This window comes from Streptomyces sp. NPDC017529, from assembly GCF_044329785.1.
Taxonomy (GTDB): Bacteria; Actinomycetota; Actinomycetes; order Streptomycetales; family Streptomycetaceae; genus Streptomyces.
In genome coordinates, this window is record NZ_JBIRJY010000010.1 from 38,755 (window position 1) to 58,366 (window position 19,612).

At 71.6% G+C, this 19,612-nt stretch carries 15 protein-coding genes and 3 pseudogenes; 7 read left to right on the forward strand and 11 right to left on the reverse strand.

Annotation, left to right across the window (positions count from 1 at the left end; genetic code table 11):
• Nucleotides 1-132: 132 nt before the first annotated feature.
• Together ACH4K4_RS24480 and ACH4K4_RS24485 are read right to left on the reverse strand one after the other, a co-directional pair.
• Nucleotides 133-843 carry a ribonuclease H gene (locus ACH4K4_RS24480; protein WP_398170060.1) on the reverse strand — a complete coding sequence of 237 codons (711 nt, stop codon included), beginning with the start codon at nt 841-843 and terminating at the stop codon, nt 133-135.
• Nucleotides 844-932: 89 nt separating this feature from the next.
• Entirely contained in the window at nt 933-1,904 is a 972-nt protein-coding gene (locus ACH4K4_RS24485; protein WP_398170062.1) for an esterase/lipase family protein, read from the reverse strand.
• Between the two features lie 387 nt (nt 1,905-2,291).
• Between ACH4K4_RS24485 and ACH4K4_RS24490 the strand changes: the two genes are divergently transcribed.
• The gene (locus tag ACH4K4_RS24490) at nt 2,292-3,503 is read left to right on the forward strand and encodes a helix-turn-helix domain-containing protein (protein ID WP_398170064.1); all 1,212 of its coding nucleotides are present in this window, start codon (nt 2,292-2,294) and stop codon (nt 3,501-3,503) included.
• Nucleotides 3,504-3,536: 33 nt separating this feature from the next.
• Here the strand turns inward: ACH4K4_RS24490 and ACH4K4_RS24495 are convergent, their stop codons facing one another.
• Nucleotides 3,537-4,517 carry a DUF3140 domain-containing protein gene (locus ACH4K4_RS24495; protein WP_398170066.1) on the reverse strand — a complete coding sequence of 327 codons (981 nt, stop codon included), beginning with the start codon at nt 4,515-4,517 and terminating at the stop codon, nt 3,537-3,539.
• A 684-nt stretch (nt 4,518-5,201) separates the two neighbouring features.
• On the opposite strand from ACH4K4_RS24495, the gene ACH4K4_RS24500 reads away from it, so the two are divergent.
• Nucleotides 5,202-5,384 carry a hypothetical protein gene (locus ACH4K4_RS24500; RefSeq protein ID WP_398170068.1) on the forward strand — a complete coding sequence of 61 codons (183 nt, stop codon included), beginning with the start codon at nt 5,202-5,204 and terminating at the stop codon, nt 5,382-5,384.
• 52 nt (nt 5,385-5,436) lie between these two features.
• On the opposite strand, the gene ACH4K4_RS24505 is transcribed toward ACH4K4_RS24500, so the two are convergent.
• A complete protein-coding gene (locus ACH4K4_RS24505; protein WP_398170070.1) occupies nt 5,437-6,489 on the reverse strand; it encodes a chitinase in 1,053 nt (350 codons plus the stop codon).
• A gap of 135 nt (nt 6,490-6,624) precedes the next feature.
• A complete protein-coding gene (locus ACH4K4_RS24510) occupies nt 6,625-6,876 on the reverse strand; it encodes a hypothetical protein (protein ID WP_398170071.1) in 252 nt (83 codons plus the stop codon).
• A 335-nt stretch (nt 6,877-7,211) separates the two neighbouring features.
• Between ACH4K4_RS24510 and ACH4K4_RS24515 the strand changes: the two genes are divergently transcribed.
• Nucleotides 7,212-9,503 carry a HelD family protein gene (locus tag ACH4K4_RS24515; protein WP_398170322.1) on the forward strand — a complete coding sequence of 764 codons (2,292 nt, stop codon included), beginning with the start codon at nt 7,212-7,214 and terminating at the stop codon, nt 9,501-9,503.
• An 89-nt stretch (nt 9,504-9,592) separates the two neighbouring features.
• Here ACH4K4_RS24515 and bla read toward each other — a convergent pair whose 3' ends face one another.
• Together bla and ACH4K4_RS24525 are read right to left on the reverse strand one after the other, a co-directional pair.
• Nucleotides 9,593-10,519, reverse strand: coding sequence for a class A beta-lactamase (gene bla, locus ACH4K4_RS24520; protein WP_398170073.1), 927 nt, complete (start codon nt 10,517-10,519; stop codon nt 9,593-9,595).
• Between the two features lie 68 nt (nt 10,520-10,587).
• Nucleotides 10,588-10,998, reverse strand: a pseudogene (locus ACH4K4_RS24525) (SDR family oxidoreductase); the annotation flags it as partial.
• 5 nt (nt 10,999-11,003) lie between these two features.
• On the opposite strand from ACH4K4_RS24525, the pseudogene ACH4K4_RS24530 reads away from it, so the two are divergent.
• Nucleotides 11,004-11,093 (forward strand): annotated as a pseudogene (locus tag ACH4K4_RS24530) (oxidoreductase); the annotation flags it as partial.
• Nucleotides 11,094-11,189 (forward strand): annotated as a pseudogene (locus ACH4K4_RS24535) (transcriptional regulator); the annotation flags it as partial.
• Between the two features lie 31 nt (nt 11,190-11,220).
• On the opposite strand, the gene ACH4K4_RS24540 reads toward ACH4K4_RS24535, so the two are convergent.
• The 3 genes from ACH4K4_RS24540 to wecB form a co-directional block, all read right to left on the reverse strand.
• The gene (locus tag ACH4K4_RS24540; protein WP_398170323.1) at nt 11,221-11,814 is read right to left on the reverse strand and encodes a chemotaxis protein CheB; all 594 of its coding nucleotides are present in this window, start codon (nt 11,812-11,814) and stop codon (nt 11,221-11,223) included.
• Nucleotides 11,815-12,065: 251 nt separating this feature from the next.
• Nucleotides 12,066-14,372: an NHL repeat-containing protein gene (locus tag ACH4K4_RS24545; RefSeq protein ID WP_398170074.1), complete on the reverse strand. Its 2,307-nt coding sequence runs from the start codon at nt 14,370-14,372 to the stop codon at nt 12,066-12,068.
• Between the two features lie 115 nt (nt 14,373-14,487).
• On the reverse strand, nt 14,488-15,756 hold the full coding sequence (gene wecB / locus ACH4K4_RS24550) for a non-hydrolyzing UDP-N-acetylglucosamine 2-epimerase (protein ID WP_398170075.1): 1,269 nt from the start codon (nt 15,754-15,756) through the stop codon (nt 14,488-14,490).
• A gap of 668 nt (nt 15,757-16,424) precedes the next feature.
• Between wecB and ACH4K4_RS24555 the strand changes: the two genes are divergently transcribed.
• Entirely contained in the window at nt 16,425-17,825 is a 1,401-nt protein-coding gene (locus ACH4K4_RS24555) for a glycosyltransferase (RefSeq protein WP_398170076.1), read from the forward strand.
• On the opposite strand, the gene ACH4K4_RS24560 is transcribed toward ACH4K4_RS24555, so the two are convergent.
• Nucleotides 17,798-18,733 carry a GlxA family transcriptional regulator gene (locus ACH4K4_RS24560; protein ID WP_398170078.1) on the reverse strand — a complete coding sequence of 312 codons (936 nt, stop codon included), beginning with the start codon at nt 18,731-18,733 and terminating at the stop codon, nt 17,798-17,800. The two genes, ACH4K4_RS24555 and ACH4K4_RS24560, sit on opposite strands and share 28 nt — an antisense overlap.
• A gap of 71 nt (nt 18,734-18,804) precedes the next feature.
• On the opposite strand from ACH4K4_RS24560, the gene ACH4K4_RS24565 reads away from it, so the two are divergent.
• A complete protein-coding gene (locus tag ACH4K4_RS24565; RefSeq protein ID WP_398170079.1) occupies nt 18,805-19,140 on the forward strand; it encodes a cupin domain-containing protein in 336 nt (111 codons plus the stop codon).
• Nucleotides 19,141-19,612: the final 472 nt, after the last annotated feature.

The window sequence follows — 19,612 nt, forward strand, 5'->3', positions numbered from 1 at the left end:
GGTGTTCACGCCGGTGCTGCCACGTTCTCGCCCGTCAAGTCTGCCGAGCATTTTATGTACTTGGCGTACGGGGGGAATGCGGAAAAGGCGTCGCCCCGCGGGTGTTCCGCGGGGCGACGCGTACGGGACTGCTCATCCGGCCGGCTGGGCGTCCGCGGCGCACGAAGGGTGTCCCCACCCGTCCGGGTTCTTCGCGATCGTCTCGCCCTTTCCGTACGGCTGCCCGCAGCGGCACTGGCCGGGGAACCGCGCCTTGACCGAGCCGCGCGGACGCGTGCTCTTGCCCGCCCGCGCCGCCGGGACCCGGGCGCCGCCCGGCTGCCGCGTCCGCCCGCCGGCCACCGCGCCGGCGGGCTCCGGCGCCGGGAGGGCGGAGCCCAGCGAGCTGCCGGCGGCCTGCTGGGTGCGGGCGGTGGCGCTGGCCGCCCCGTCCGCCGCCGCGTTCAGCGGGTCGCCGTCCACCTGGTGCGCCGGGACGTAGACGAACTCCACCGCCCGTCCCGCCAGCAACTCGTCGATCCGGACGATCAGGTCACGGTTGGCCACCGGCTTGCCCGCCGCGGTCTTCCAGCCCTTCTTCCGCCAGCCGGGCAGCCAGGTGGTGACCGCCTTCATCGCGTACTGGGAGTCCATCCGCACCTGGAGCGGCGCGGCGGGGTCGGTGGCCGCCAACAGCTCTTGCAGCGCCGTCAGTTCCGCGACGTTGTTGGTGGCGGTCCCCAGCGGACCGGCCTCCCAGCGCTCCACCGCGCCCTCGGCGTCCCCGATGACCCATGCCCAGGCCGCGGGCCCGGGATTTCCTTTCGACGCCCCGTCGCACGCGGCTGTGATCTGTTCTGCCATCCCCCGATACTGCCATCACCACCGCTCGGAGCGATAAATCGACCGAGGGCGCGCGGCCGGTGACCGCGCGCCCGGGAGGCCGTGCCGCCTCAGCAGGGCGGACGCTGGGCGTGCGCCGGGTCGAGCGCGTTCATGACGAGCCCGGTGGCGGTCCTGTCGTAGGTGATGTTGATGTGGGCGGTGGTGTTGAGCAGGCAGTGGCCCTGGAGGGTCTCGTTGGTGACGTTGCGGGCCGGGGCCAGGAAGGCCGAGGTGTACGGGGTCACGACCTCGTCGTACCAGGTGGAGATCACCGTGTAGGTGACGTCCGGGTGCGTCTCGGCGCCCGCGTTGAGGTCCCTCAGGAAGCGCGAGCCGACGACCTGCTGCTCGCAGGCGGGACAGCCGGCGCCGACGACGACGTCCGCGCCGGGGATCAGCCGGGCCAGCAGGCCGATGCCGATCAGCGTGGTGCCGTGGTTGGACGGGACGAGGGCGACCAGCTTGTCGACCTTCGCCGCACCGCCGAGGTTCTTGATGTAGTAGCGCGGCAGCATGCCGCCCTGCGAGTGGCCGACCACGTCCACCTTGGCCGCTCCGGTCGCCGCCTGCACCCGGTCGACGAACGCGCCGAGCTGCGCCGCCGACTTGGCGATGTCACCGGTGCCCAGCACCGGGCCCTGGGTGCCCCCGTAGTCGAGGGCGAAGACGCAGTAGCCGGCGTCCTTGAGCTTGGGGGAGAGGGCGGCCCAGTTGGCGTACCGGTTCTCGGCGGTGCCGTGGACGAGGACGACCGGGCGGGGGTGCGCGCGGTTCGGTTTGCACGACCAGTCGTTCGCGCCGGTGGGGACGACGGACGGCCTGGTGGCGGAGTAGAGGAAGGCGGACAGGAAGTTGGTCTGCGGAGGGCCGACGGGGTCGGCGGTGGTGGTGGAGGCGGCCGGCGTCTGGGCCGCCGGGCGTGCCGCCGCCGGTGTCGCGGTCGCTCCGGCCAGGCCGAGGCAGGCCGCCACCGCGAGTCCGGTGAGTAAGGCGGCCGGCCGTCGCCGGCGTCTTCCGCGCATGGTCCCGTTGCTGCGCATGAATCGTTCTCCTCTTGCCGTTGTTCCGGTACGGACACAAGAAGGGCGGACGTCAGCGCGCCGGACCGGGCCCGGACAGGCGTGTTGCCGGGCCGGGTCCGGGATGCTACCGACGCGTAACGTCGGGACCAACGCTCGCCCGGTGCGGCCGCTGCGCACCAGGGGGAGGGGGCGAATGCCAGGGAAATGTGTCACGCGCGTGACACTTGGAGGGACCGCTGGGTCAGCCGGCGCAGTCCCGGCGGACGGTGCGGATACGGGCCGCTCACCGGGGTGGGCGCCCGAGGCGAGTGCACGAGGCTGGACCCGCGGGGCTGCGAGGGGGCACGATTCCCGGCCCGGGGACACACGTGTGTCCCGTTGCCCACGGTGCGGAGGAGTCACGCGATGCAGAATCCACCGGGTGACACGTTCGCGCGCGGTCCGTGGCATGAACTGCCCGCGGCGCTCGGTGCGTTGATACGCACCCGGATCGACGCCATCGCCGCCGACATGGTCGAGGCCATCCGCCAGGAGGTGCCCGCCTACCGGAGCCCGCTCGACTCCGCCATGGGCCGGGACCTCATCGACTCGGTGTGCCGCGCGATGCGCCAGTTCGCGGAGCTCACGGAGGCACCGGAGAGCTCACAGGACCATCACGTGAGCCACTTCCGGCACCTGGGGCGCGTGGAGTTCCTCAACGGGCGCACCACCGACGGAATCCAGGCCGCCTTCCGGGTCGGCGCGCGGGTGGGCAGCCGCCGCTACGCGGAGGTCGCCCGTACGGCTTCGCTGCCCACCGAGATCGTCCTGCCGCTGCACGAGGCGGTACTGACGCACATCAACGCCCTGGCCAACGAGTCGGTCAAGGGCTTCGTCGCCGCCCAGGCCCGGGCCGAGGGCGAGACGCAGCGCAACCGGCGGGCGCTCGCGCAGGCCCTGCTGGAACGGCCGCGCGGCACGCCCGGGGAGCCGCTGGACACCCTCGCGGCGCGGGCCCGCTGGCCGCTGCCCGCCAAGGTCGCCTGCCTCGTCGTACGCCAAGCCGCCGGCGGCCGGTTCGCTCTGCCGGGGCAGGGCCGGGACGTCCTGACGCTGCCGCGCGGCGCGGACCTCGTGGTGGTGCTACCGGAACCGGACGGCGGCGGGCCGGCCGGGACCGAAGACGTGCGCGCGGCGGTACGCGGCCGGACCGCCGCGCTGGGACCGGCCGTCGTGCCGCACGACGCCTGGCTGTCCCTGGTGTGCGCCCGCCTGGCGCTCAACCACCACCGGGACACGGGCGCGCCGGACGACGGCCTCCTGGTCGTCGGCGACCGGCTGGCCGACGTCCACCTGCTCGGCGGCGCGCACATCGGACGCCTGCTGGGGGACCATGTGCTCGGCGCGCTCGACGGCCTGCCCGCGGGCCGGGCGGCGCGGCTGGCGGAGACGCTCGAAGCGCTCCTCATGTCGTGGGGCCGCACCGCCCCCGAGGTGGCGCGGGCGCTGGGCATCCATCCGCAGACGGCCCGCAAACGCCTGCGGCAGCTGGACGCGCTCTTCGAGGGCCGGCTCGCGGACCCCGGGTTCCGCTTCGGGGCCCTGCTGGCGCTGCGTACGCGCGCCCTGCGCAGATGAGCCGGCCGGCCGCACCGCGGTGCGGCCGTGTGGTCATGCCGGCTTCAGCGGGTCGTGCCCGATGTCCATCAGGCCGTGGCGCCAGTCCCCGCCCCCGGCCTTCGGGTCGCCCGCGTCCGCCCGCTGGTTCCGGACGATCTCGACGACGCGCCGCATGACCTCCGCGTCGCTCTCGGTGAGGTCGGTGCGGCGTTTGCCCAGGATCTCCAGGACGTGCCGCCCGACGGGCCGCCCGGCTCGGTCGGGGACCTCTTCGCTGTCCTCGCCCGCGGCCTCGACGCTCAGCCACTCCCGCAGCTCGCGTGAGGTCATGTTGACGGCCTTGTGGAACTCGTCCCACAGCTCGTCGCCGACCTGCGCTGTCATGGACGCCTCCTGGAAGATCGTGGGGAGAGGGTACGGACACTGGGTGTCCGGCGACGCGGCCGGACAAACACGGCATTCGGCCGTTCCGGTCAGCGCCTCGTAGGCCTCCTCGACCAGGGCCGTGAAGCGGCGGGCGCGGGGCTGCGGCAGACCGACGCGCAGCTCGGCCTTGATGCGGCCGGGGCCGGTGCCGGGCACCAGGGCGCGGGCGAAACCCACGCGCTGTCGCATGCCGCCGGACAGCTCCTTGGGGTAGGCGCTCTCGAAGCCGTCGAGGCCGGCCATGCCGATGGCGCGCCAGGCCCGTTCGCGCCGCTCGGCAGCCCGTACGCCGCGGGCCTGGAGCCCGAGTTCGACGTTCTGCCGCACTGGAGCAGCATCGCGGCGCCGGGGTTGGGGCCGTCGACCGGCGGCCGCGGTAGTGGACGGTGCCGCTGGAGGGCGCCGGCAGGCCGGCGACATGGCGCAGCAGCGTGGACTTTCCCGGGCGCTGCATCGCCTGGGCACGTCCAGCTTCCAGAACCGCTGCCACCGGGTGAGCCCCATCAGCCGGGCCGCCTCGTCCAGCTCCGCGGGCTGGGTGGTCAGGGACTGGTAGAAGGCCAGTGCCATGTTCCACACCAGCGCGGTGAAGACGGCGAAGACCACGGGCGGTCCACGTTCCGAAGACGAAAGTGAAGAGCACCGCGGGCACCAGCCCGGCGAACATCCGCAGCACGGAACGCGGCGTCATACGGCAGCTGGGCCGGATCGGTGGAGACGGCCGGAGAATGCCCCGGCTGGCAAGGCCGGTCGGCGGTGGCACCGACGCGGGCCACCAGATAGCAGAGCGCGACGACTCCGCAGAGAAGGAGGACGTACACGGGGCGTATTCGGGCAGCGTGTATCGCGCCGCCGGACGGAAACCGGCAAAAGTTTGACATGTGGAGGGCCGCGGACCGCTGGGTCCGGTCAGCGGGAGCGGCGGCAAGCGCGACTGGGAGGATCGCCGTAGAGCACAACGACCACCTCCTCGAATTCTTCCGAACAGTGGCGCGGCAGTCTCGGCCGACGCGGCGCCGAAAGGAATGTGGCACGCATTCTGCGGCGGGGACAAAAACTTCCGGGTGGTTTCACGGAATCTGAAAGCATCTTCGGAATTTCCGGCGGGAAACGGTGCGGAGCCGGTGGCCGGAACCGCCGGCCGGCGTCGTTCCGCATTTCTGAAACCGTCTTCAGGGATTCTCCCGGAGGGTTCCGCACGACCGGTCAGGTGGCGGCTCCGCGCCCGGTTCCGGCCGGGACGGGCCCCGGGGCGCCGGCGCGCCTGCGGGAGATGGGACAATGGCGGTGATGATTAAGGAAGACCAGCGCACCGAGAACCAGACCGACCCGGCCGCCACCGAGGACGACGAGGCGAATGCCGTACGGCACCAGGCCCGGCTGACCCTGGCCGGCCAGGCCCGCGACGCCGACGAGCTGAAGATGCTCCTGGAGATGCTGGGCCTGCACCCGTCCCAGGAGGGCGACGCCTGATCCGGTACGCGGGCGGAGCCGGCCGGGTGCGCGGCTCCGCCCGCGTACCGGATCAGCGTCCCTGCAGCGCCTTGACGTTGTTGCCGAACGACCACGCCTTCGACCCGTCCCAGTTGAGCGACCAGGTCATCAGCCCTTTCAGGCCGCCGCGGTAGGTGTTCCACGCCTGGCCCACCAGGCCGGGGGACATGTATCCGCCGCCCGCCCCCGGCTGCGCCGGCAGCCCGGGGACCTGCTTGTCGTAGGGGACCTTGATGGTCGTGCCCTGGATGACCAGCCCCTTGTTCAGGCAGTCCGTCTGCGCCGTGAAGCCCTTGACGGTGCCCGCGGAGTACGCGTCGCCGGAGCAGCCGTACATACTCCCGTTGTAGTACTGCATATTGAGCCACCAGAGGCGGCCGTTGTCCGCGTACTTCTTCACGATGGGCAGGTACGCGCCCCAGATCGAGCCGTACGTCACGCTGCCGCCGGTGACGTAGGCCGTCTCCGGCGCCATCGTCAGGCCGAAGCCGGGCGGCATCTTGGCGAGCACGCCGTCGATGATGCGGATGAGGTTGGCCTGCGAGGCCGACAGGGTGTTGATGTTGCCGCTGCCGGTGAGGCCGGTCTCGATGTCGATGTCGATGCCGTCGAAGTTGTACTTCTTCAGGATCGGCACCACCGTCTCCACGAACCGGTCGGCGACGGTGCTGGAGCTGAGATCGATGCCGGCCGCCGCGCCGCCGATGGACATCAGGATCGTCTGGCCCGCCGCCTTCGCCTCGCACATCTCGGCCGGCGTCGCGACCTTCACGGTGGCGTCCATCCCGTCCTCCCACAGCACCGTGCCGTCCGGGCGGATGACGGGGAAGGCCGCGTTGAGCACGTTGTAGCCGTGCTCGCGGATGCGGGAGTCGGTGATCGGGGTCCAGCCGAACGGCGGGTGTACGCCGTTGGCCGCGCCGTCCCAGTTCTCCCAGTAGCCCTGGAGGACCTTGCCCGCCGGCTTCGGCTTGAGCGCGCACGTGGTGTCCCGTGGTGCGCCCGGCGCCGCCGCGACCAGCAGTTGCGCGGCGAATGCCGTCGCCAGGCCGATTCCGAGCAGGCGGGATCTCCGACCGAACATGGTGTGCTCCTTTCCGGCCGTGACCGGCGGTGACTGAGGGGGCCCGGTGGAGCATGGGTGGGGGTGACGCGCGGGGACGATGGCCAAAACCCGCGCGTCACGCTGCCCGAACCGTAGGGTGACCCCGATGGGCCGTCAATAGGTCTGGACCAAGTCGGGGCGGGGGCGGGCGGAACCAGGCGCCGTCGGCAGGTCGCGGGCCCGCCGGAGCGGGGAGCAGAGCAGGAAGACGGCGGCCGCGGGGGACACGCCGGCCTCCCGGGTGAGGAAGACCACCTGGATCGACTGGTATCCCATCAGCGCCAGGTTGGAGGCGGCGCCGAACAGGACGAGCGAGACCGCCGCGGCCGCCGGTGTGACGGGCCAGCGCCGCAGCCGGTCCAGCAACTCTGCGCCGAGGGCGCCCAGCTGATCATGCGTCAGCTACAGGTCGAGCCAGTCGGTGACGCGCTTGGTGCCGCGCCCGGTCTCCTTCCGAGCCGTGCGGAGAGCCGGGTGATCGGACGTGGGGGCGGCGTAGGGCGCACAGGATCCTCTGCATAGAGACCTCTGCAAGCCGATTGCCGGACGAACTGCCGGGCAAAAAGAAATGCCCCGGACGGATTGACGGCCGGGGTGTTTCTCTGGGTATATTGGGCGTTTCCATGTCTTGCGGAGTTCAAAGCATGGTCCACCAATACAGGACACGATATCCGAGCGGAGCTGAATTGTCAAACGAGGAATTGCGGCAGGAGCAGGAATTCACCGATCTGCTCTACGAGCGCCTCGCCGAACTGCGGACCGGAGCCGAAACGGCCGTACTGGAGGCACTGCCGCTGGAGGGGAACCACTTCCAGGCACGGCTCGAACGCGATGTGCGGGTGGCCGAGCAGTCCGGACTGCTGGCGGCCCTCGACGCGGGGGAGAACGGCCTGTGCTTCGGCCGGCTGGCGTTCCGGGACGGCAGCGACCACCACATCGGCCGCATCGGCATCCGCCGCGACGACGCGGAGCGCACGCCGCTGGTCGTCGACTGGCGGGCCGACGTCGCGCGCCCGTTCTACCTTGCCACCGGCCACACGCCCATGGGGCTGCGCCGCAGGCGCCACATCACCACCGAGGGGCGGCGGGTCACCGCCCTGCACGACGAGATCCTGGACCTCACCGACACCGAACGCACCGGTCACGAGGGCACCGACGCCGACGCGGTGCTGCTGGCCGCCCTGGACGCGGCCCGTACCGGCCGGATGCACGACATCGTGCAGACCATCCAGGCCGAACAGGACCAGATCATCCGCGCCCCGCACCACGGCGTCCTCGTCGTCGAGGGCGGCCCCGGCACCGGCAAGACCGTCGTCGCCCTGCACCGCGCCGCGTACCTGCTGTACGCGCACCGCGAGCAGCTCGCGCGCCGCGCCGTGCTGATCGTCGGGCCCAACCCCGCGTTCCTCGGCTACATCGAGGAGGTGCTGCCCTCGCTCGGCGAGACCGGCGTGCTGCTGGCCACGCCCGCCGAGCTGTTCCCGGGCGTGACCGCGACCGGCACCGACACCGCCAGGGCCGCCGAGGTCAAGGGCGGCGCGGCGATGGCGGACGCGCTCGCGGCGTACGTACGCGACCGGCAGGCCCTGCCCGACCCCGCCCTCGTCATCGACCACGAGGACGGCGAACTGCTGCTGGACGCGGACATCGCGTCCGCCGCCCGCGAGCACGCGCGTGCCACGCGGCTGCCGCACAACCTCGCCCGCCCGTACTTCGCCTTCCACGTCGTCGACGCGCTCACCGCGCAGCTGGCCGACCGCATCGGCACCGACCCGTACGGCGGCCCGAACCTGCTCGGCCCTGACGACATCGCCCAGCTCGGCAAAGCCGTCGCGGCCAGCCCCGACGTGCACGCCGCGATCCAGGAGCTGTGGCCCGAACTCACCCCGCAGCGCCTGGTCGCCGACTTCCTCGCCGACCCCGTCCACCTCCCGGCCGCCGACGCGGACGCCATCCGCCGCGCGGGCGGCCACAGCGGCCCCTGGCCCGCGGCGGACGCGTGGACGCCCGCGGACATCCCGCTGCTGGACGAGGCCGCCGAACTCCTCGGCGAGGACGACTCGGCGGCCCGCGCCGCCGAGGAGGCCGAGCGCCAGGAGCGGATCACGTACGCGCAGGGCGTGCTCGACCTCTCCTACGGCTCCCGCACCCAGGAGTTCGAGGACAAGGATGACGAGGACTCCGAGGTGCTGGCCGCGCACGACCTGATCGACGCGGACCGGCTCGCCGACCGCCACGAGGAGGCCGACCACCGCAGCGCCGCCGAACGGGCCGCCGCCGACCGCACCTGGGCGTTCGGCCACATCATCGTGGACGAGGCGCAGGAGCTGTCCGCGATGACGTGGCGGCTGCTGATGCGCCGCTGCCCGACCCGTTCGATGACGCTGGTCGGCGACCCGGCGCAGACCGCGGAGCCGGGTGGTTGCGGCGCCTGGGAGACGATCCTCGCGCCGCACGTCGGCGACCGCTGGGAACACGTCAGACTGGGCGTCAACTACCGGACGCCGACCGAGATCATGGAGATCGCGGCGGCGGTGCCGCGTGCCACCGACCCCTCCTTCGAGCCGCCGAGTTCGATCCGCTCCACGGGCGTACGCCCCTGGGCGCTCGGGGTCACCGAGGACGGCCTGCCGCGGGCGGTCGCCGACGCCGTCGCCCGGGAGACGGAAGCGGAGCGCGGCGGTGCGGACGGCGGCCGGCTCGCGGTCATCGCGCCGCGCGCCCACCACCGGGCCCTGACCGCCGCACTGCCGGACGCGTCCGCGGGCGACGCGCCCGACCTGACCCGCCCTGTCGTCCTGCTCGACCCCCGGCAGGCCAAGGGCCTGGAGTTCGACACGGTGATCGTCGTGGAGCCGGACGCGTTCGGCGCCAGCGACCTGTACGTCGCGCTCACCAGGGCGACCCAGCGGCTGGGCGTCATATACGCGGTAGCGCTGCCGCCGGCGCTGAAGGCACTGCCGGAAGTGGGGACGGCCGCGGCCGGCCGCTGACCGTACGGTCCCGGAACGCCCGCCGGCCGTACGGTACGGGGGCGCCGCACACCATGTGCGGCGCCCCCGTACCCGGGCGCCTCCGCCGGTCAGGACAGCGTGTCGGCGACCACGGATGCCGCTTCCGCGATCAGTTCGTTGTCTACCGGGGCGTCCTTCTTACCGCGGTGCGAGAGAATGCTGATCACGATGGGGGCGGCGCCGGGCGGCCACACCACGGCGATGTCGTTGCGGGCGCCGTAGAAGCTGCCGGTCCCCGTCTTGTCGCCGACCACCCAGCTCTTGGGCACCCCCGCCCTGATCAGCTCGTCCCCGGTGGTGTTGGTCCGCAGCCACTTCGTGAGCTGTGCCCGCTCGCCCTTGCCGAGCGCGTCCGTGAGGACGAAAGCGCGCAGGTCCGCGGCGAGTGCCCGCGGCGTCGTGGTGTCCCGCTGCTCGCCAGGGACCCACCGGCTCAACTCCGGCTCGTAGCGCTCCATCCGGGTGACGTGGTCGCCGATCCCTTCGAGTGCGGCGTCCAGGCCCTTGGGCCCGCCCAACTGGTCGAACAGCAGGTTGGCCGCGGTGTTGTCGCTGTAGCGGACGGCGGCGTCGCACAGCTCGCCGAGCGTCATCCCGGTACCGACGTGCTTCTCCGTCACGGGGGAGTTGGCGATCAGGTCGTCGGCGGAGTACGTGATCCGCCGGTCCAGCCCGCCCAGCGTGTACTTCCGCAGGACGACCGCGGCCTGCAACGCCTTGAACGTGGAGTTGTAGGCGAACCGTTCGCCGTCGCGGTAGGCCACCTCGCGCCCGGTGCCGGTGTCGACGGCGTGGACGCCCAGCCGCGCGTCGTACGCGCGCTCCAGCTTCGCGAACTCGCGGGCGAACGGCTTCGTGGCCGCTTCCGGCCGGGACTTCCCGGCGGTCGGTGACGCCGAGGCAGGGGAACCGCCGTGGCCGCAGGCCGCAAGCGGGACGAGGACGAGCGTGGCGAGCGCGCCGGCAACGGCGCGCCGGGTACGGCTGAGCTGCATGGTCCAAACCTCCGGAGGTGAGTGCCGCGATCACTCTCGCCCCACGGCGGCCATGCGGTCCACTACGCTCATGCGCTCTCCGACCGCTTCGTACGCGACACCCACCCGGCCTGCGGCACCGAGGCGGGGCCTTTACGCGCGCTCGCGGACGGGCGGACCACCAGCTCGTTCACGTCGACGTCAGCGGGCCGGTCGATCGCGTAGGCGATGGCGTCCGCGATCGCCGCGGCCGGTACGGCGACGGGTCGCCGGCGGATTCCTGGCGCAGCCCTTCGAAAGAGGGCGCGCACCGCGAACTTGGTGGCGCAGTAGACCGCGGCGGTGGGCGACACCTCGTACGCGCCGACCGAGGCGATGTTCACGAAGTGCCCGCCGCCCTGGACCCGCATCAAGGGCAGCGCGGCGGCGATGCCGTGCAGCACCCCGCGCACGTTCACGTCCAGCATCCGGTCCCACTCCTCGGTCCGCAGCGCCTCCAGCGACGGCCGACGTGCGGTCCTTCGTGGACGTGGCGCGCGCCGTCTACGGGCGGGTGGACGTCCTGGTGAACAACGCCGGAGTGATGCCGCTCTCGCTCGTGATCTACCACGCGGAACCCGGCAGCCCCGCCGCCGAGGCGCTTGCCCTCCTCGGTGCCCTGGCCGCCACCCGGCGGCAGGCCGCACACTGACGTAGCCGGCTTCCCCGGAGCAGCGGCCCGGTCAGTCGGTGCCGGTGGGCCGGGGAAGCAGCCCGCACACGTGGTCCCGGATCCGGGCACCGAGCGCGGAGAGCGGCAGTACGGCATCGACGACACCGGTCTCGGCCGCGGCGTGCGGCATCGCGGAGTGCTCGCTGCTGGCCAGGTCCTGGGCGAAGACGGTGCCCTTCTGGCGGGCGACGGCCCGGATGCCGGCCTGCCCGTCCGTACCCGCACCCGTGAGGACCACCGCCACCGCCAGCGGTCCGCACGACACCGCCAGCGTGGCCAGCAGCAGGTCGGCCGAGGGCCGGGCAGGGGGGATGGCCCCGCAGGCGATCAGCGCCAGCCGGGTCGGCGACGTGACGAGCATGTGCTGCCCCGGCGGCGTGACGAGCACCGTTCCCGGCAGCAACGCGTCACCGTCGGCGGCCTGCTTGACGGGGAGCGCGGTGCGCCGGCCGAGCAGCTCGGCCAGCATGCTGCTGTGCCGCGGGTACTGGTGCAGCGCCACCAGTACGGTCGCGGGCAGGCCGGCCGGCAGTGGCTCCAGGACATGGCCCAGCGCCTCGATTCCTCCGGCGGAGGCCACCAAGGCGACGACGGGATGCTGCATGGTCACAGGGAGCTCCGGCTCGGGCGGCATCACAGACCTTCTTTCCCTGTTCCCATCATCGCACTCGGCAACGGCACGCGGACTGACCGCTGCGGTGTTTCCGAGGCCGGCTTGCCGTTGCCGCGACGCCGCCATCAGGGCATGCCGCTGCTCCGGCCCGGGACGACCCCGGACCGGAGCAACGGACATTCACCTGCCCCGGCTTCCCCGGCGCGGACGCCGGATGCCGGAGCGGGAGGCGCCGGGTGCGGTTACTGCACCCGTGCGCTCAGCGGTACGGGCGTCAGGCGGCCGATGGACGCCTGTCCGTCGTCGGACTGCGTGCCCGGCTTGGCGTCCGGGAGCGCCCGGATGCCGAGGGTGTAGATCAGCGCGGTCTTGTCCGTGGCGCCGGTGTTCAGGTGCGGGTTGGAGGACACGACCATCGTCTTGCCGCCGTCCTCCAACTTGGTCTCCAGGTTCCCGGTGACGTACGGCTGGACGTAGTAGTAGCCGTACGAGGCGCCGCCGGTGAAGGCGAAACCGGTGGGGGCGGTGAAGCGCTGCTCGATGGTGCCGGGGTTGACCGGCTGGTTGTTCAGCGAGCGGATCTCCAGGTTGAACGTGGTGGTCTGGCCCGGCGCCGCGGCGGGGACCGATTCCTGGACCAGGCGCAGCGCGGTCTCGTTCTGCGCGCTGCCGGTGATCTTGCCGGAGAGCTGGACGGGGGTGTGCCGGCCTACGCTGGCCGAGCCGTTGTCGTACCTGCCGGGCGCGGCATCGACGCGTGCCTGCACCGGGATGGTGTAGATCACCGAGCCGGTGTCGCTGGTGGTGGTGTTGAGGTGCGGGTTGGCCGTGACGACCAGAGTCCGGCCGCCGTCCTCGATGCGGTGGGCGAGGTTCCCGGCGATCACGCCGTGAATGGTCTCGTAGTACGCGTAGGTGGGGTGACCGGTGAAGACGAAGCCGGTCGGTGCGGTGAAGCGCTGGACGAGCGTGCCGGGGTTGACCGGCTGCCCGGCGGGCGCGGTGTACTTCACGTTGAAGGCGGTGTACTGCCCGGGACCGGCCTCCGGGACGGTGTCCTGGAAGATCGTCAGTGCCGTCTCGTCCGCCACCGGTTCGGGCACGACGACCGTGACGGGCAGCGTGTACGTGTTGTCCTTGAGGTTGAGGTCGCCGCCGTACTGGATCTCCAGTGTCGAGGTGTACGTCCCCGGCGGGGTGCCCTCCGGCGCACTGACCCGGAACACGCCGTCCAGCGTCCCCTGGTGGGGCGTCAGCTGTTGTCCGGTGAACGTGCGGGCGAGGCGGCGCCCGGTGGAGCCGGGACCGCCGATCAGACCGTCGGCCAGCGTCAGTACGACGGTCACGTACTGCCCGTCGGCGGGGTTGGGGCCGCGGCTGCGGACCCGGGCGCCGAGATCGAACTCCTGACCGCGCTGCACCCGGTACGGGCTGACGACCTCGCCGTAGAGGTCGGCGGCCGGCGGGGGCGGCGGGGTCATCTGGGCGACGGCCGAGACACCGCGGATACGGTGGTTGTTGGAGTCGGTGATGTACAGGTTGCCCGACCGGTCCAGTGCCACCGCATAGGGGTAGTAGAGGCGGGTGCCGGCCGCGGGGCCGCCGTCGTCCACGTAACCGGCGGTGCCGTTGCCCGCGACGGTGGTGATGATGCCGTCCGAAGTCACCTTGCGGATACGGTGGTTGTGCCCGTCGCCGATGTACAGGCTGCCGGCCTCGTCCAGTGCCAGGCCCCAGGGGTAGTGGAGCCGGGTGCCGATGGCCGGTCCGCCGTCGGAGACGTATCCGGCGGTGCCGTTGCCCGCGACGGTGGTGATGATCCCGTTCGGGGTGACCTTGCGGACCCGGTGGTTGTACCGGTCGGCGATGTAGAGGTTTCCCTCGCCGTCCACCACCAGCCCCATGGGGTGGTAGAGCCGGGTCGAGATGGCCGGTCCGCCGTCGGAGACGTATCCGGCGGTGCCGTTGCCCGCGACGGTGGTGATGTTGCCATTGGAGGTGACCTTGCGGACGCGGTGGTTGTGGTGGTCCGCGATGTACAGGTTTCCGCTGCGGTCCACGGTCAGGGCGTGCGGGTAGTGGAGCCGGGTGGCGATGGCCGGTCCGCCGTCGGAGACGTATCCGGCCTCGCCGTTGCCCGCGACAGTGGTGATGATGCCGTTCGGAGTGACCTTGCGGATCCGGTGGTTGTTGGTGTCCGCGATGAAGAGGTTGCCCGAGTCGTCCACCGCCACGTCCGCGGGGTAGTGGAGGCGGGTGGCGACCGCCGGACCGCCGTCGGAGATGTATCCGGCGGTGCCGTCGCCCGCGACGGTGGTGATGTTGCCGTTCGGGGTGACCTTGCGGACCCGGTGGTTGTACCGGTCGGCGATGAAGAGGTTGCCGTTCTTGTCGACGGCCACCCCCTGCGGGTGGTAGATCCGGGTCAGCGCGCCCGGTCCGCCGTCGGAGACGAACCCGGCCACGCCATTTCCTGCGACCGTGGCGATGGCGCCTTCGGCCAGGCCCGCGGGCTGCGGGCCGGTTCCGGCGCTGGCTGCGGTTGTCATGATGCCGCTCCTGTCTGGGTCGGTGAATGTGCCCGGTCAGCGGTGGGGGAGCCGGCCGGCCGACGGCGGCCTCGCCGTCGGCGTGGGTTCCCCGCCCCGCGGGGTGCGGAACAGGTCATCGTGTCTCTTCGGGGAGCTCGGAGGGCTTCGGCCGTTCGCCGAGCAGCCAGCCGCAGGCGTCCGCGCAGCGCCGGGCCGCCCGCCCGTCGCCGTACGGATTCCTTGGCGGGAAGGGCCGGTCGGCGTCGCCTGACAGCGCGCCCTCACGGGCGAATTCCTTTTCCGCCGCCGTCACGATCTCCGACTCCTGGGTACCGACCAGCCGGGCGAGGCCGGAGTCGATTCCCTCGGTGCGCTCGGTGTTGTCACGGGTCACCAGAACCGGTAGCCCGAAGGCGGCCGCTTCTTCCTGAATTCCGCCCGAATCCGTGATGGCCAGTAGGGAGCGCGCGAGCAGCCGGGCGAAGGTGTCGTACGGAATGGGACCCGGCAGGTGCACATTGGGGCGGTCGCGCAAGCAATCCTCGATCGCGGTACGGACCAGGGGATTCATGTGCGCCGCCACCACGAAACCGACTTCCGGGTATTGCCGGCTGAGGGTCGCCACCGCCGCCCCGATGCGCCGGATCGGCGCGCCCCAGTTCTCTCTGCGGTGTGCGGTCACCAGGACCAGCGGAGCACAAGTGCGTTCGATGCGGCGCAGGGCCGGATCGTGATGTACGGGCGGGCGGCGGCTCGCGGAGACGACCGCGTCGATCACGGTGTTGCCGGTGACCAGGATCCGCTCTGCCGCGATGCCCTGTGCGCGGAGGTTCCGCCGGGCGGCACGGGTGGGCGCCAAGTGGAGGTCGCTCAGCTCGGCGATCATGCGGCGGTGGGCCTCCTCGGGGAACGGACTGCGCAAATCGCCGGAGCGCAGCCCCGCTTCCACGTGCACCACGGGGATGGCAGAGAAGAACCCGGCCATGGCCCCGGCCAGGGCCGACGAGGTGTCGCCCTGCACCACGACCGCTTGGGCCGCGGGCGTACTGAGCCCCTTGCCGAGACCGCTCAACAGCCCGGCCGTCAGCTCGGAGACCGAGTGCGCGCCCGGTGGCAAGGTCAGCTCGACCTGCGCACGCAGCCCGAAACAGGCGAGCGTCTCGTGCACCACCGGGCCGTGCTGCCCGGTGGTGACGAGGACCGGTCGCGCCCAGCGCATTCGCTGCAACTCCTGTACTACAGGGGCGAGTTTGATGGCCTCGGGGCGGGTGCCCACGACTACCGCAATGCGCTGTCGGAAGCTCAACGCGTTATGCTCCCCGTCCGTCGTACGGAAGAATTTCCCTCGCCTTGACGGCATTGCGAAGGATTTGCCGGCGCACCGGATCACCACCTGTCGCATAGCAGCACGCAAGATCAAGCGAATGACGCGAAAGTTGAATGGCCCCCGGTTGCTCGAACCTCGGTGAGCGGCCCGCCGATGAAGTTAACTCCGGTGTCCTGGTCGTGCAACGGTCCGGCTCCGACGGGAATGGCCGGATCCGGGCAGCGTTCACAGCAGGCGAGCGGAAAGGCCCTGGTGTACTCGTCGAACAGGGAAATCCGTTTCTCGTGGGGACGGCGCGAAACCGCCTCCGGCGCCTCATTCCTGCCGCAAGGAGGTCTGGCCACCAGCCGGTTTCTCGGCGAGAGTGGCCGGGCCCCGTCCCGTGCCCATTTCCCGCTCCTGCCTGGGAGGTTCCACCGCGCCATGTACATGGGATTCACCTGGCCGCTGGTCGGCGGTATGGCGGCGGCCAGGGCAGGGGCGGGGGCGGCGCACGGACGCGGTGCCCTGCTCGCGGCGTTCGGCGCGGTGGCGCTGCCGGCGGGCTTCGTCCTGGGACGAGAGGTGCAGCGCCGGCTGACCGGAAAGAGACGGCCGGCACCAACCCCCGGAACTGGAACACCCCACCCCTTCGTACCCCGCCCACCCGTACCCCGCCCGGCTGCGCCCGGCCGCAGCCTCCCGGCGGCCGTCGCCCCCGCGGCACTGCCACGGCCGGGCCAGGAAAGCGAGGACGCCCACCGGTGAAACGCGCCCTTCTCAAAGCCGCTGACGCCATCGGCTACACCGTCATCGGCATGTCAGCGGGCTACCTCGCCGTCGCCATGGGGGCCGGCCTCCTCGAACTGCGCCGCCAAAGAGCCGCGTTACGCACCCAGGGCGACACCGCATACGGGAGCCCGCACCTCGGTCGCCGCGACCATCGCCACCTGTACGTTCTCGCCCCCTGCCTCAACGAGGAATCGGTGATCGGCACCACCGTCACCGGGTTGCTCGGACCCCGTACCACCGTCATAGTCGTCGACGACGGGTCGGACGACGCCACCGGCGAGGTCGCCGAACAGGCCGGGGCCCGGGCGCGGGCCGCCGGACGGGAAGGCGAAGTGGCCGTGCTGCGCCGCGAACTCCCCCACGCGCGCCAGGGGAAGGGCGAAGCACTCAACCACGGCATCCGGCTGATCCGCGACCGGGTCGCGGCCCGGGGCCAGGACCCCGCCGAGACGGTCGTCTGCGTCATGGACGCCGACGGCCGCCTGTCGGACCGCGCGCTGGCCCACGTCCTGCCGCTCTTCGACGACCGCAGGGTCGGCGGCGTCCAGCTGGGAGTACGTATCCGCAACCGCCACGCCAACTTCCTGACCTGGTTCCAGGACTACCAGTTCTGGGCGATGGCCGCCGTCACCCAGTTCGGCCGCAACCTCACCTCAACCGTCAGCCTCGGCGGAAACGGCCAGTTCACCCGCCTTTCGGCGCTGGACGCGCTGGGCGAACGGCCCTGGTCCCAGTCACTGACCGAGGACCTGGACCTGGCCATCAGCCTGGCCGTACGGGGCTGGCGCCTGCGCACCACCGCCCACGCCTCCGTCGACCAACAGGGGGTGAGCGACCTGCGGCGCCTCATCCGCCAGCGCACCCGCTGGTACCAGGGCCACATGACGTCCATCGTGCGGATGGGCGAAATCTGGCGGGCGCCCCGCATGCGGCACCTGGCCGCCCTGGAGATGTTCGCCTACCTCCTCGTCCCCTGGGTCCTCGACCTGCCCTGGTCCCTGCTCTTCCAGTACTGCCTGATCTGGTTTCTGCGCAGCCCCAACGTCCTGGTCCTTCGCGGCAGAAGGACCTCGGCCCTCAACGCCACCTGGCTGAAGTGGCCGGCCAACCTCACCGCCTGGTACCTCCTCGCCTTCGCCCCCGCCCTGGCCACCTCCTTCACCTACCTTCGCCGCGACAGGCAGGTCGGCCCCGGCCGGGCCCTCCTCCTGGGCCACTCCTTCGTCGTCATGAACTACCTGTCGTTCCTGTGCGCCTGGCGCGCTCTCTTCCGCATGCTCCGCGGCCACACCGGCTGGACCAAGACCACCCGCGAGTCCGAGCCCGGGGCGGGCAGTCCGGCGGATCACGGGACCCGGAACGCTCGCCGGTAGGCGCCCGGGGTCGTGCCCGTTGCGGAGCGGAAGCGGCGGCGCAGGTTGACCGCGGAGGAGAGGCCGACGCGGGCTGCGATCGCCTCGACCGGCAGTTCCGTCTCCTCCAGCAGGGAGCGTGCCGCGGCCACCCGACGGGAGAGCAACCACGCACCCGGGCTCGTGTCGAGCTGGTCGGCGAAGCGCCGGGCCAGGGTGCGGGACGAGACACCGAGGTACGCGGCCAGGTCGGCTACCGACAGCGGTGTGCCGAGGCGCTCGTCGACCCACTTGAGCAGGCCGTCGAACGCGTTCCCGGGCGGTGGGGGCGGCGCGTACGGCGCTCGGCCGGCCTCGCGGTGTGGCGGCAGCACCATGTGCCGCTTGAGCACAGCGGCGTACGCGGCCCCGTGATCCTTCCGGACGAGGTGCAGGCACAGGTCGAACCCGGCGCCCGCGCCGGCGCTGGTGGCGACGTCACCGTGATCCACGTAGAGCCTGTCCGGTTCCACGCGCACCCGGGGGAACTCACACCGCAGTTGCTCGGCATGCGCCCAGTGCGTGGTGGCCGAGCGGCCGTCCAGTAGTCCGGTGCGGGCCAGTGCGAACACCCCGGAGCAGATCGTGACCAGCCGGGCCCCACGCGCGTGCGCCCGCAGCAGTGCCCGGCACACCGGGTCGGAAAGCGGCTCCTCCACCGGAAGCCAGCCCGGGACGATCACGGTGTCCGCGGTCTCCAGCGCCGAGAGGCCCTGCGACACGGTCATCGCGTAACCGCCCGTGGTCGGCACGGGACCGGGTGTCTCCGCGCACGTTTCGAATGCGTAGTACTGCGGCACCCCGGGCCGCTTCGTGCCGAAGACCTCGACGGCGCAGCCGAGCTCGAAGACCGACTGCACCGGCCGTACCAGAGCCACCACGCGATGCATGGCAGGAAAGTACCCCATGGCGTCATCACAGTCTCTGTCTGCCGCGGCCCGCGCACGGCACCGTTGCAGGCATGCACCTTGAGATCCTCACGCAGGAGGGCTACACCTCCGTCTCTGTCGACGCATCCCCGGTCCGTGAGCTGTTCCCCGGGATCCGGCTGCGCCCGTTGTGGCGGGGGCCGACCGGCGCACACGCCAACGTGCTGGAGATGGAGGCGGGTACCTCCTGGCCGCACCGCGATGTCCACGAGCCGGGCCCGGAGGAGGTCTACGTGGTCGCCGGCACCTTCAACGACGGAGCACGCGACTACCCAGCCGGCACGTTCCTGCACGCCCCGGCCGGGACGTGGCACGTACCCTCGACCGCCACCGGCTGCACGCTGTTCCTCTTCTACCCAGAGGGCTAGGAGTGCTCTGGGAAGTAGCGAGCGAGTTCCTCGCCCACAGCCGGTACGGCGGGGCGCCGTGCTGGGTACGGGAGTCCGGGCCGGCCCCGCCATTGTGCTCGGCGGCGTACGCCGTCCGGAGGCCATCGGCCTGCCGGACGGTTTCTTTCATGAATTCACCAGTGTTGCACGTGCCCTTGGGGTGGAACCGATGTGAAGGGTTGACCAGTTGGCCCTGGCATGTAGTCTCTGAATTGCGAGACGGCATCGTTTAGGAAGACCTCGGTTGGCCTCGGAGGGATCCTTGTTAGACCGGTTCGGTTGGCAGTTTCGGGTTAGCGATCCAGGCATCGTCAGTGGGCATATCGGAGGAGTGAGCGCGCAAAGACGTGCCCAGGCGGTATGGAGTACGGGCATGTCGGCGTGACCGGCGATGCCGGTATGCGCGACAAAGTTCTTGAGTAGTTGTTGAGAAGCGTAAAGGGTGGGCCCG